The organism is Schlesneria paludicola DSM 18645 (assembly GCF_000255655.1).
Lineage (GTDB): Bacteria > Planctomycetota > Planctomycetia > Planctomycetales > Planctomycetaceae > Schlesneria > Schlesneria paludicola.
In genome coordinates this window covers 1,582,119-1,595,060 of sequence record NZ_JH636435.1, presented here as the reverse complement: position 1 = coordinate 1,595,060, position 12,942 = coordinate 1,582,119, and the positions used below count along the sequence as shown (strand labels likewise).

Genomic DNA, 12,942 nt, shown 5'->3' with positions numbered 1-12,942 from the left:
TCCGAATTGGTCCGGATGCCGTGAAATTCGTTGTTTTTGAATCGCAGCCGAATTGCTCGGAATCAAAGTGGCGAGTAGTCTGCTACGCAGAGGCCCGTAAATTCACGAGATTCAGGGCATACGTGAATCTCGGTGCAGCGAGCTCCCCTTTTTTCCAGGTCGAGACCGCCAGTCGCGGGCTCATTGATCATTGTTTGATGCACACTTTGAGAAAATCTCTGAATGGCCGTCGTTTCTGCTCAGCGTGATTTTGCCGTTCAGATTGTGAACCGACTGCGTGAAGCCGGGCATACCGCGCTCTTTGCGGGAGGCTGCGTTCGCGATCTGCTTTTGGGCCGTGAGTCCAACGATTTTGATGTTGCCACAACGGCCCGGCCGAATGAAGTTCGAGAGCTGTTCGGTCACCGCCGGACACTCGCGGTGGGGGCCAGTTTTGGTGTGATTGTCGTCATCGGTCCACCGGAACTCGGTCATGTGGAAGTCGCCACGTTTCGAACGGATCTGGACTACGTTGACGGCCGCAGACCCGAGGGAATCGCCTTTTGCAGTCCCGAAGAAGATGCACTTCGGCGTGATTTTACGATCAATGGGATGTTTTTCGATCCGATTGATGAACGTGTGATCGATTATGTGGGGGGCGAAGAGGACCTTAAGGGGCGATTGGTTCGGGCCATTGGCGATCCGCACGATCGGATGCGCGAAGACAAGCTTCGCATGCTGCGTGCGGTTCGCTTCACGGCGATTCTCGATTTTTCACTCGATCCGATCACTGCGGATGCGATTCGGCAGATGTCCTCGGAACTGGTTGTCGTGAGTGCCGAGAGGATTGCCCAAGAGTTGAAAAAGATGCTCGTCGACCGGAACCGTCGCCGAGCCGTCGAATTGTCCGAGGACATGCTGCTGCTACGCATCATTCTTCCTGAACTAAACGAATTGCAGAAGCAGTCGGACTGGTCGACCACGCTCAGGCGGCTCGAGTTGCTCGAACGTCCGTCATTCGAGCTGGCAATGGCAGCCCTACTGCAGTCGCTGGATTCCAAGTCGGCCGTGAACAAGATTTGCCGACGTCTCAAGCTGTCAAACGATGAAATCGAACGGATTTGCTGGCTGGTGGAACATCAGCGAGACCTGGACGATGCGTCGCAACTGAGTCTCGCGTTACTCAAACGCTTGCTGGCCCACCCATTTCGAAGCGATCTGTTGCAGTTCGTTGAAGCGGATCGAACTGCGAAAGAATTGGGCATAGAGCCGATTGCGTTTTGTCGAGAGTTTCTCCGATCCACTCCGATGGACCAGATTGATCCTTTGCCGCTCGTGACAGGTGATGATCTGGTCGCGATGGGACTTCGGCCCGGTCCAAAGTTCAAGCAGGTCCTTGATACGATCCGCGATGCACAGCTCAATCTCGAGCTAACGAATCGCGAGGACGCATTGGAACGCGCAAGGATTGAATGGAACGCATGAACGATCCCCTGATTCGGTGACCGTCTCTGCATGAACATTGGCCGCGTCTTCGACGCGTTGAACAACGCAACGAATCTGTGGGCGAACTCAGGCGAGCAAAAGTGCGCGCGGCGACTTACAATTTCGCAGAGTCATTCTGAATGACTGGCGATGCTCGTTCGCTCTCCTTTCGCTCTCGAACTCCTTTTACTGAGGTGCGGCATGGTGTGGGCTCCAATTGCGCTGGCGTTGATGTTCGCGATGCCCGTATTGGCCGCCGCGGCGGAACCCGTGAAGCCCGCTTCATCGTTTGATACGCATCAGAGGGTTCCGTGGACGACGGGCAATCTGCAGGGGTCACCCGATCTGCCCGATCCCTACACGACCGAGCGGGCATTTCCCAAGCTCAAATTCGTCGAACCGCTGTCAGTCGGGCTTGTGCCGGGGTACGGACGGTTTGGAGTCGCGACTCGTCCAGGAAAGATTTTCACGTTTGAGATTCGCTCGGACGTGAATGAATCGCAACTGCTGATCGATCTTCAGAAGACAACCTACGGTCTCGTCTTTCATCCACAGTTCGCACAAAACGGCTTCTTTTATCTGACGTACATTCACGACGACGACCCTGAGATCCAAAATGGAAGCCGCTTGTCCCGGTTTCACGTTCCACCCGGAGGGCCGCTTATCGCTGACCCAAGGACCGAGCAAGTTCTACTAGAATGGCCAGCGGGCGGTCATAATGGCGGCTGCATTCGCTTTGGTCCCGATGGCTATTTGTATCTGGCAACCGGTGATGGAAGTGGAATTGCTGATGGCCGATTGACGGGGCAAGACATCAGCGACCTGCTCGCCTCAATCTTACGAATTGATGTCGATCATGTTGATCCCGGGCTTGCGTATTTCATCCCTCGTGACAACCCGTTTGTCGGAGTGAAGGGGGCCCGGGGCGAAGTCTGGGCGTATGGCCTGCGTCAGGTCTGGAAGTTCAGCTTTGATGGTCAGCAGCGGTTGTGGGCGGGAGAAGTCGGTCAAGATTTGTGGGAGATGATCGACCTGATCCAGCGTGGCGGCAACTACGGATGGAGCGTGAAAGAGGGCAATCATCCGTTTCGTCCTGAGCGTCCCCAAGGACCGACAGAAATCATTCCCCCGCTCGTCGAACACAATCATGCGGATTTTCGCTCGATCACCGGAGGATACGTCGCACGATCGAGCCGTCTGCCGGAATTGAACGGCGCCTACGTGTATGGGGACTACGACACTGGAAAGGTCTGGTCACTGCGACTTACAGGCGAGAACGTGACCGAACATCACCAGTTGACGGACACGCAAATTCGCATTGTCGAATTTGCGCACGACCTTGAAGGAGATGTGTATCTGGTCGACTTTGCGGGAGGCGGCTTTCATCGGCTGGTCAAATCGAACGTTCAGGTGTCGACGAAACCCTTTCCGAAAAAACTCAGTGAGACAGGACTGTTTGACTCGACGAAAGATTTGATTCCCGCCCAGGGGCTCATTCCCTATTCCGTCAATGCACCGCTCTGGTCAGATGGAGCCGAGAAGGATCGGTTTCTCGCCATTCCTGGGAATTCTACAATGGAATTCGACACGGTCGTCTATCCGCACGGACCCGACTATGCCGATCGTGGCTGGCGGTTTCCTGACGGGACAGTGCTGGTGAAAACGTTCTCGATTGACATGGAACAGGGCAACCCTTCCAGCCGCCGACGGCTGGAAACGCGGTTACTGAAGTTTCATAAAATGCCGGGAGATGATGACGAATATGGAGCTCAGTTGTGGTTAGGATATACCTATGTCTGGAATGACGACCAGACCGATGCGGAACTGCTGGATGCGAGTGGGCTCGACCGCGTGCTGACGATTCAAGACGCGGCCGCGCCCGGGGGCCAGCGTCAGCAGGTGTGGCGATTTCCTAGCCGGACGGAATGTGCCCTTTGCCATACCATGGCCTCAAAGTACGTCTTGGGTGTCTCGACTCTGCAGATGAACAAGACGCACAACTATGGTGGCGTTGTCGCGAACCAGTTGGATGTCCTTAATCGACTGGGACTTTTCGTCGAGAAACTGCCGAAGCCTGCGGATGAGCTGCCTCGCCTGGTGGACTATCAGGATTTGACGGCCGATTTGAATCTGCGTGCGCGATCGTACTTGCACGCTAACTGCGCGCACTGTCATCGAAAATGGGGGGGTGGTAACGCAGATTTCGAGTTGCAGGCGTCCATCCCCGTTTCACAAACCATGACGGTTAACACTCGGCCCGGACAGGGACGCTTCAACCTGACCGATCCACGCATCCTGGTCCCTGGTGAACCGCAACGTTCGTTAATTCTGGAACGAATGAAGCTTGAGGGATTGGGGAGAATGCCGCATGTCGCATCACGAGTGGTCGACGAAAAGGCAATTGCGATTTTGACAGAATGGATCGCCAGTCTAAATCGAAAAGACGCATTGGAAACCGCGGGAGCAATCCACCCGCGAATCCCTGAAGTGAAAGCGGGACCGGCCGAATGAATGCCGGAAACAGTGACGCGCCCTTCAGGCCAGCCTCACTCGATTTCCAACTAACGAGATCCGAAATAGAAGAGCATCATTCCCAGAGCCACACGATGGAACACCGGATGAAGCACATCGGGCGAGCCAAGAAACTCGGGAATTGCGACGCAGAGCATCGCGGCCAGGACCACGAGCGCCTTCAAATCTCCAAATGTCCCCTGCGAACGCTTCACCTGGTTTCGATTCAGCCAGATACCGATTCGCCGAACTGTTGCGCCGAGCAGGAACGAGGCCATCATCGCCAACAGGGTCGCCGCGTGATGTTCGAGCAGCCGGTTGTGTTCGTATAAGTAGTATGCCAGCCAGCCGAACGCCGCGATGATGATGACGCGGATGGAATTTCGCGGCAGGAACAACGGATTTCGCTCGCGATCCAGGATCCCGTCGTCTTCCAACTGGCGTCGGGCATTGGGTGGCAAGTCGACGAATCGTCGAGATGTAAAGTAGTGCGACAGCGCGATCAGAAGCGCTTCGATCCAAAGCAGGTCATCGTGTGCGGGATCGAGAGTTAAGTCGCCTCCGCGCACGATCCTCGTGATCACGACGGCGACCAGGATCAACGTCAGGATCGCCCGGACGCTGCCGGTGGGCATCCCAAGCGGAGGCCATGTCTTCGGCGAGCCTTCGAATTCGTCCATTTCGCGAGTTCCTTTTCGTGAGTCGTGAATTTGCGCGCTTTGCCGTTTCTCTTTGTTCCCAGGCTGTCACTTCATTAGTTGCAAGAGGCGTGACCAAGCGGGAGCTTGGTAACGAGGAAATGACGAGGAATCGCTCGACCTTGGGGCTGGTGGTCAGACAACCGGTTCCCAGCCGGGACGGTACTCGCGGCTGAGCAGCGCATCGGCTTCACTATCACTAACGAACCGCCGTGATTCCGGATCAAACTTTAGCATTCGTTTGAGCTTGTACGAGATGTTTCCGAGGTGGCACAGCAGCGTACTCTTCTGCCCTTCCTCGATTTCGGAATTCAGTGGAGCGCCAGTTCGAACGCTGTCCAGGAAGTTCGCGATATGCTCCTGTTCGCCACCGGTACCAGAGCCCTTTCCGATTTCCTCGCCTTTGGGATTCAGGATGCGGTATCCATTCTGAAGGATTTGCAAGGTTCCTTCAGTCCCGTAGAAAATGACGGTTGCATGCTTTTCGTCGCGGCGTGGCAGGCAGCTACTAAAGTCCCAGCTGATTCCTTTGTCGCCGAAATTGAAGACGGCCACGCCTGTGTCCGGTGTTTCTTGATCATCGTCAAAATGGTACCGGCCTCCGAGAAAGCTGATCTCTGTCGGGTATTCGACCCCCAGTCCCCATCGCGCGACATCCAATGAGTGAATGCCGTTGTTGGCCAGTTCTCCGCCGCCCCAATGCCAGCGCCAGTGCCAATTGTAATGGACCAGATTGTCGAGATAGGGACGTTCCGGCGCGGGGCCCTGCCACATCGAGTAGTCCAGATTTTCTGGAACGGGAACCACTTTGCCCTTTCCGATCGACCCGCGGTCGGCGTCGTACCAGCACCTCGCGAACAGCAAGCGACCGATGACGCCTTCTTTCAACTTGCCCATGGCTTCACGAATTGCGGGCCAGGTGCGCCGCTGATTACCCATTTGAACCAGACGATTGTATTTCCGCGCGGCCTGAACCATCAGCTCGCCTTCGCGAGCGTTGTGACTGCCGGGCTTTTCAACGTACACGTGTTTGCCTGCGGCACAGGCCAAGATCGTGGCTGGCGCGTGCCAGTGGTTGGTGGTCGCCACGAAGACGGCGTCCAGTTTGGGATCGTCCAGCATTCGACGCAGGTCAGTAATTCCTTGAGCCTTCGCGCCGCGCCCTTCCACCGTTTTCATCGCAAGCGCCAACCGCTTTTGATCGACGTCACAGACGTAGTTCAGTGCGACGCCTTTGGAATTGAAAATTGCAGCCGCGTGGGCCATTCCTCGCCCCGTGCCGATAATGCCGACCGAAAGGTCTCGACTTGTCGATTCCTGAGCGGAGACGGCGTTGAACATCCAGGGGGCAAGTGATGCGGCCGAAGCCAGGGCAGAAGACTGAAGAAATTGACGTCGATCAGCAGAATGCATAGTCCCGGTTCCTTCAAGTAATGAAACGAGCATCACGGCATGATACCGGACGATCCAACGAATAGCAGTCTGGCCGCGTCCGTCATTGACAGACTTTTGTGATCGGATGGTGAAAATGAACTGCCATTGTGGCGTCGTTGTTCGCGATGATTTGCGAGGTGCCGCTGTTGCAAGTCGCTTGCTTTGTGGGCGTCACGCAGGAGAATGCTTGACCTCCAAACAATCTCAAAAAACCAGAAAGGCCCCGCGATGAGCGAAGCCACTGAATACGATCCGTATGCCCTGCCGCCGGATGTGATTCAAGATCCGCCAACATCACTGTGGCAAGCGCTACGTAAAATCGGCCCCGGGATCATCCTGGCCGGTACGATCGTGGGATCGGGCGAACTGCTGCTGACGACATCTCTGGGGGCCAATTATGGCTTCGTGTTCCTCTGGTTGATTCTGTATAGCTGCGTGGTCAAGGTCTTCGTCCAGACGGAACTCGGCCGCTACGCGATTTCGTCGGGCAAACCGACATTGGGCGCGGTCAATGAACTGAGTGGCCCCCGTCTGGGGGCAAATTGGATCGTCTGGTGGTGGTTCGTGATGATGCTCACCACGATCTTCCAACTCGGCGCCATGACAGGCACGGTCGGACAGTCGCTGAATCTTGCGTTTCCCGGCGTGACGCCTGCGCTGACTGGGTTCCTTGAATCGTCGGCACCCCAGCTTGCGGATGTGATTCGCGATCGTCCGGAATATCCTTGGGCGGTCCTGACCTGTCTGATGGCGATGTTACTGCTGTGGAGCGGTAGCTATCGTCGCATCGAATCGATCACCACATTTCTGGTGGTGACGCTGACGATCGTGACTGTCGTCGCGACGGCATCGCTACCCGCGACGAAGTTTCCAATTCCCTGGAACGAAGTCGTGTCGGGGCTGACATTCGGCTTGCCACCTGAAGGAATTGCCGCGGCGTTCGGTGTGTTCGGCATCACCGGGGTAGGAGCCGCCGAGCTGTTTTACTATCCCTACTGGTGCCTGGAAAAGGGCTATGCGCGATACGTCGGGCAATGTGACGGCAGTCCCGAATGGGAACGTCGTGCTCGAGGATGGATCCGCGTAATGTATCTGGATGCCTGGGTCAGTATGGTCGTCTTTACGATCTCAACGGTTGCGTTCTACTGTATGGGGGCGACGGTCCTGCATCCGCAAGGGCTGCATCCTCAGGGGCGAGACATGATCCTGCATTTGTCACGAATGTTCGTCGATACCTTCGGGACCTGGACCCAGATCGCGTTCTTGATCGGAGCCGGTGCGGTGCTCTTCAAGACGCTCTATCTGTCGTCCGCCGGCAATGCGAGGCTCGTTGCGGACGCCGTCAGTCTTGCCAGTTTCGTCCGTTACCGATCTCCGCATGATCGGGCGCGTGTGGTTCACTGGGTGTCGCTGCTGATTCCCGTCATCGCGTTGCTTTTGTTTTTGACGTTCAAGGAGCCACGATGGATGGTTGTTGTCGGCGGGTTCGGCCAGGCATTGACGCTGCCAATCATCACGGCCGCAACGATCTATTTTCGATATCGAAAACTGGATCGCCGCCTGACCCCCTCGCTGATCATCGATCTCATGCTCTGGCTTGCGTTCATCTCGATCACCTGTGTGGCGATCTATGCACTACGCGATCAGGTTATGAAGTTCTTGACACCGGCTGCTGCGGCGTGAGGTGACAAGTCGAGTGAAAGAACAGCGTGTTAAAAGAAAGGGGACAGGCACCTCGCGGAGCCAGTCCCCTTTCTTTTAACACGCTGTGACGCTTGCCTTCATTTCCAGATTTCCCGCTTCGGAGCGTGTCTTTCGATCTCGTCTTTTGCCGAGCATGCAGGAGGTTGGAGATCCGTCTGCACACAACGTCTGGGCATGCGAAACGATCCCAAGCGAAGCTTGGGATCGAGGAGAATATTCTGCTGGCCCGGTGTTGCCCATCGCCGAATAATCCGTGCGAATGTGCACAGTATTTTCAACGTAAAAATGAAAATGCCCGGAAGCAACCGGTCCAAGGGGGGCGAAGGACAAGTTGCTTCCGGGGCGATCGGACGCTTCGAATTTTAAACGGGACGCTTCACTTCCATGTGAGGTCGTCCCGCACCCGCTCTTCGTCGCATGCATCGAAGCCTCCATGCTTGGATGCAACACGCCGTTCAACCAGGGGGCCGAACGAACGGGAAGGTCTTTGTATACTCAAGTGGACAATCGAAATTGTCTCGGCGGAATCGTCGAAATTGACGGGCGAAACGGTGGTGATCTGTCGAATCGAATTCAGATGAATGATGAGTCGCGAGATCGGATTGGCTTGCTCGTGCTGGCTGATCATCTTGATCTGGTCAGTGCGGGCGGGCGGAACATAGAGGCTAATTTCTGATGGGTCAACATGTGTTTCTTTGTTCCAGCAAATTTTGTAATAATTGATATTCGCAAAGAATTCCTGAAGTTCTGGCATCGAAGTTTTTGGATGAAGCAGGCAGGCTGATGAAAGACGACGACACGATTTGTTATTGCTTCCACGTCTCGAAGCGGAAGATCATGAACTTCATTCGCATCCACCGGCCCAAGCGCGCCAGTCAGATCAGCGAGTGTGGAGGTGCGGGGACGGGATGCGGATGGTGTGTGTCGTTTTTGAAGCGGTCTTTTGCCGATGCTCAGTCCGCGGTCGCCAGCACTGACGCGCTGACGGCTGAAGATTACGCCGCGCAGCGCGCAGCCTATATCAAAGCGGGGCACGGTAAGCCGGCGGCAGGTGCAATCCCATTACCGACCGACAAGACGTCCGATTGACCCGGTATGTCAGTTCCTGATGTGAACGAGCTATCAGGATGCAGGCAAGCTGTCACGACCGTTCAGTGCGCGGCTTGGGCGATGTCGCCTGCCGGGGCGATGGCTGAAGTGGGGGGCTGAAAGGTTGCAGATCGACGATCCACGCTTGCTTGGTCGAAGTTTCGAGCAATGCAACGGACGGTCGGCCGTATGACCACCCGCTTGTTTCACCGGGATTAATGAACAGGCGGCCTGCCGCGTCGTGTGTGATGTTCGGCTTGTGCGTGTGAGCATAGATCGCGACATCGAAGTCGCCTTCCAGTCCACGCAGCATTCGGTCCATATGCGTCACCAGGATTCGGCACCCGTCGGGCGTCTTGAAACCAAATGGCGGTTCACCGATCGTGCCGATGATCCGCATGCCCGCAGTGACACCGGGTTTGTTCCCTTCGTTGTCGCCGAAGCAGCCGATGACTTTGCAGCGAAGGGCACGCAACGGAGGTACTGCGAACGAAGACACCAGATCCCCGGCGAAGACGACGAGTTCGCAGTTTGATTCGTTGAAGAGAGACACGGCCTGGCGGATGTTGTCCAGGTGGTCGTGACTATCAGCGAAGATCCCGATCAGCATCGGCTGCGGTTCCTGTCGATAAACTCGGTTGCTCAATGCGCCGTCGTCGGCATCATGGCGAGAGGGACAGGATCATGGCAAGGTGTGGTCGAACGGTTGCGGCGGTTTTACAAGAGAAGCCATTCGCCGCGGGCGGCGTCCTTTCCGCCCGGCGGCTGCGCCAGGATTGGGCGAATGACCCGTGACGGGACGCTGCCGCGCTTCCCATCACACCTTCCATGGTCGGCATCATCTCCGACCGTTCCGCGTAGCCCGGTTGCCAGCGGAATCGCACGTGATTCCTTTTTGACGAGTGGCACAGCCAAATTGTCCTGACAGATTCATGAATATCGCCCGCAGCTTCGTTGGCCTGCTCGTTGCGAGTTCATCAACGTGTCATTTCAGGTTTGCAGCTCCACTATGACATCGCTTTCAGGGCCAGTTGATCGAAGTCGGGGGTGTGGGTTGTCATGAAGGCGTCCCACGCCTCCTTGTCCCACAACTCCGCATGATCCTGGACACCTAACAGGTAGACGTCTCGTTTCAATCCCGCAAAGTCGGCCAGTCGATCTGGGATGCGAACACGACTTTGGCTGTCGAGTTCCACCCGTTCAGCAGACGAATAAAACAGTCGCAGATACCGCTGATTCTCGGGTGTCGCTGACAGTCGAGCTGCGAATTGATCGAAGCCCTTCGGTGAGTACACCGCAAGTGATTTCTCGGTCCCTGGGGCGATGATGAGGCTTTCGAGGTTTTCTTCCGCAAAGTCATCCTTGACCCGCTTCGGCACCGCCAGACGACGCTTGTCATCCAGCGTTCGGAGGTAGGTCCCCGTTAGTGCCATTTTTCACCATTGTTCCCCACTGTTCCCCACGGCGGCCCAAATGTACCAAGGCGTACGCGTTGTTCAAGCGTGAAAGATTCCGACGACTTCGCCGGACGAACATCGTTGGATCTAGCTCCCTAGCCGGTATAGGAGTTACGATTTTGAGAAAAATCTGAGCGACGTGAAAATCGACTCAAGCTTCCCGTTTGGGGGCTCAGGATTTTGGCCAGAAGGGCCCGAGATTTATTTGCGACTCAAGAGAGTGCGGTAGACGTTTGTGTAGGCCTTGCAGGTGGCTTCCGTCGTAAATGATTCTCGCACAATGCGTTGTGATTCGGAACCAGCGGATTCTACGAATTGAGGGTTCTCGGCAAACCATTCCAGGGCTGACCTGAGGTCGGCTGGAGAGTCGGGTGAGACCACGAGCCCCGAGACTCGATCGCGGACAATTTCAGGCACGCCTTCCACCCGCGTCGCAATCACCGCTCTTCCCGTCGCCATCGCCTCGAGAACGACGTTTGGCATCCCTTCCCAGCGAGACGCCAGGACCAGGGCACAGGCGCTCTTGAGCAGCCCCGGGATATCCTGGCGTGGTCCTGCAAAATGAACTCGATCAGTGAGGCGATGTTCGGCGACTTGCGCCTGCAATGAATCGCGATCGTGACCATCGCCAACGATGAGGATCTGGACGTCATCGGGGATCGTCTTCCAGAGGGCGACTGCGTCGATGAGCAGGTCCATTCCCTTCTGACGTTCCAGGCGGCCGATTGCAATGAAGGTGCGGGATCCGTCTGGAATTCCAAGCGAACGAAGGTCCGTTGGGGGCGCATTTGCGAATCGTTCGATCTCTACGGCATTCGGAATGACGCGCAGTTTCGATCGCGCAAGGCCGACGACATCGGCGGAATAGTCTGCGACGCCTTGGCTGACGCACACGTTGGTCGTCACCAGAGAATTCGTCCAGCGGTCAAGCCGGCCGTACCACCGGCTGCGGTGGTCAGCCACGCGAATTCCCGACACGACATGGGGGATTCCTGCGAAGCGTGCTGCCACGCGCCCCAGAAGATTTGCGTGGAACAAGAAGGTCTGCACCAGTGCCGGCCGAAGTCGCCGCAATTCCTGCGTCAGTCGGATTAGGATCCGGGGAAGGCTGGCAATTCCTCGTGCATTCAGGCAAATCACGGGGATCTGTTCGCCTTTCAGGACGTCGACGAAATGACCGCTCGGACCCAGGCAGATCACGTGTGGTTCCCATTCGTCGCGATTGAGACCCAGCACGAGTTGCGTCAGGGCTCGTTCCGCGCCCCCCAGATCGAGTTCGGTGATGCAGAAGACCAATCGAATGGGTGAGCCTGACGTCATGGCTTCGCCGGTGGGCGCTGTGGGATCGTATACAGACAACAATCGGCGGGGCAAACATCGTGCGAGGGGCCATATTGTCCGATCGCGCGGCGTTCGGTCCGCCGGCCAATTCGTTCTTCAATCAATTCGCGGATGCAGGCGACAAATTCGGGATGTGAACCCACAGTCAAGGCGCGCGACATCGTGATCTGCAGCTCGTCGCAGATCTGTTTCGCTTCTTCATCCAGATCGAACATCACTTCCATGTGGTCGGAAATGAATCCGACGGGCGCGATGACCAGTGATGTCACCCCCTTCGCGTGCAATATGCGAATGTGGTCGCCGATATCGGGTTCCAGCCAGGGATCGCCAGGGCGCCCGCTTCGGCTTTGATACACCAGCTTCCAGCGTTCAGCAGGAATCGACAACGCTTCGGCGACCAGGCGACAGCACTCTTCCAACTGTCGTACGTAATTACAATTGTTCGACATCGAGATGGGAATACTGTGTGCGGTAAAGGCGATCTGGGCGTGCTGGCGGGCATCGGGTGGCAAGCGGTCAAATGCCGCGCGGATGCGATCGACGTTTGCGGAGATGAAGCCGGGATGGTTGTAAAACATCCGCAGCTTATCGATCTTTGGTGCCCCTTCTCCGACCTGTTCCGAGGCCTTCAGTAGGTTTTCACGGTACTGGCGACACCCCGAGTAGGAACTATAGGCGGATGTCATAAATGCCAGTGCGCGCCGAACGCCGTCCTGCTTCATCTGCTGAATCGTGTCAGGCAGCAGGGGATGCCAGTTTCGATTTCCCCAGTAGATGGGCAGATCGATTTGCGCCTCGGCCAGATCGCGTTTCAGAGCTTCGATGAATTCGCGAACCTGAGCGTTGATCGGGCTGACGCCATCGAAGTGATAATAGTGTTCGGCGACCTCCAGCATTCGTTCGCGCGGGACGGGCTTTCCGCGAAGGACGTTTTCCAGGAATGGAATCACGTCATCGCGTTTTTCCGGTCCCCCGAAAGAAACGACAAGAATTGCATCGTACTTTTGCTTGTCCGAATCGCTCACGAAGTTGTCCTGTCTGGAGTCCAATTCAGCACCTCAGATGTCATACAGTGCAGGCTATTTTAGGGGAACCGTTCACAGTTCGAAGCGAGTGGAATAGGCACTTTTTCCCGTTTCGTTGGAATCCCCCGGGTATCGACCAGAGCAATCCATCGCTTGGCAGCGGGAAAATGTGCCAGCCCCCGGCCTGCGATCTGTAATCGATTGTAGGATCAGGAGGCG

At 56.3% G+C, this 12,942-nt stretch carries 12 protein-coding genes; 4 read left to right on the top strand and 8 right to left on the bottom strand.

What is annotated here, in order from left to right:
* The first annotated feature begins 222 nt into the window (after positions 1 to 222).
* Both OSO_RS0124240 and OSO_RS0124230 read left to right on the top strand, forming a co-directional pair.
* A complete protein-coding gene (locus OSO_RS0124240; protein ID WP_010585658.1) occupies positions 223 to 1,464 on the top strand; it encodes a CCA tRNA nucleotidyltransferase in 1,242 nt (413 codons plus the stop codon).
* A gap of 201 nt (positions 1,465 to 1,665) precedes the next feature.
* A complete protein-coding gene (locus OSO_RS0124230; protein ID WP_010585657.1) occupies positions 1,666 to 3,975 on the top strand; it encodes a PQQ-dependent sugar dehydrogenase in 2,310 nt (769 codons plus the stop codon).
* A 50-nt stretch (positions 3,976 to 4,025) separates the two neighbouring features.
* Here OSO_RS0124230 and OSO_RS0124225 read toward each other — a convergent pair whose 3' ends face one another.
* Both OSO_RS0124225 and OSO_RS0124220 read right to left on the bottom strand, forming a co-directional pair.
* Entirely contained in the window at positions 4,026 to 4,655 is a 630-nt protein-coding gene (locus OSO_RS0124225) for a hypothetical protein (protein WP_010585656.1), read from the bottom strand.
* Between the two features lie 153 nt (positions 4,656 to 4,808).
* Positions 4,809 to 6,086 (bottom strand): Gfo/Idh/MocA family protein, encoded by a 1,278-nt coding sequence (locus OSO_RS0124220; protein ID WP_010585655.1) that lies wholly within the window; start codon positions 6,084 to 6,086, stop codon positions 4,809 to 4,811.
* A gap of 249 nt (positions 6,087 to 6,335) precedes the next feature.
* On the opposite strand from OSO_RS0124220, the gene OSO_RS0124210 reads away from it, so the two are divergent.
* Positions 6,336 to 7,790 carry an Nramp family divalent metal transporter gene (locus OSO_RS0124210; protein ID WP_040593125.1) on the top strand — a complete coding sequence of 485 codons (1,455 nt, stop codon included), beginning with the start codon at positions 6,336 to 6,338 and terminating at the stop codon, positions 7,788 to 7,790.
* 397 nt (positions 7,791 to 8,187) lie between these two features.
* Here the strand turns inward: OSO_RS0124210 and OSO_RS0124200 are convergent, their stop codons facing one another.
* Positions 8,188 to 8,565 (bottom strand): hypothetical protein, encoded by a 378-nt coding sequence (locus OSO_RS0124200; protein ID WP_010585652.1) that lies wholly within the window; start codon positions 8,563 to 8,565, stop codon positions 8,188 to 8,190.
* 29 nt (positions 8,566 to 8,594) lie between these two features.
* Between OSO_RS0124200 and OSO_RS0124195 the strand changes: the two genes are divergently transcribed.
* Positions 8,595 to 8,900, top strand: coding sequence for a (2Fe-2S)-binding protein (locus OSO_RS0124195; RefSeq protein ID WP_010585651.1), 306 nt, complete (start codon positions 8,595 to 8,597; stop codon positions 8,898 to 8,900).
* Positions 8,901 to 8,952: 52 nt separating this feature from the next.
* Here the strand turns inward: OSO_RS0124195 and OSO_RS44905 are convergent, their stop codons facing one another.
* From OSO_RS44905 to OSO_RS0124170, 5 genes are all read right to left on the bottom strand, one after another.
* Positions 8,953 to 9,510: a metallophosphoesterase gene (locus OSO_RS44905; protein ID WP_010585650.1), complete on the bottom strand. Its 558-nt coding sequence runs from the start codon at positions 9,508 to 9,510 to the stop codon at positions 8,953 to 8,955.
* A 107-nt stretch (positions 9,511 to 9,617) separates the two neighbouring features.
* Positions 9,618 to 9,809 (bottom strand): hypothetical protein, encoded by a 192-nt coding sequence (locus OSO_RS0124185; protein ID WP_010585649.1) that lies wholly within the window; start codon positions 9,807 to 9,809, stop codon positions 9,618 to 9,620.
* Positions 9,810 to 9,907: 98 nt separating this feature from the next.
* On the bottom strand, positions 9,908 to 10,333 hold the full coding sequence (locus tag OSO_RS0124180) for a division/cell wall cluster transcriptional repressor MraZ (RefSeq protein WP_010585648.1): 426 nt from the start codon (positions 10,331 to 10,333) through the stop codon (positions 9,908 to 9,910).
* Positions 10,334 to 10,558: 225 nt separating this feature from the next.
* Positions 10,559 to 11,677 (bottom strand): glycosyltransferase, encoded by a 1,119-nt coding sequence (locus tag OSO_RS0124175; RefSeq protein ID WP_010585647.1) that lies wholly within the window; start codon positions 11,675 to 11,677, stop codon positions 10,559 to 10,561.
* A complete protein-coding gene (locus OSO_RS0124170; RefSeq protein ID WP_010585646.1) occupies positions 11,674 to 12,723 on the bottom strand; it encodes a ferrochelatase in 1,050 nt (349 codons plus the stop codon). The genes OSO_RS0124175 and OSO_RS0124170 overlap by 4 nt, the downstream gene beginning before the upstream one ends.
* Between the last annotated feature and the right edge of the window lie 219 nt (positions 12,724 to 12,942).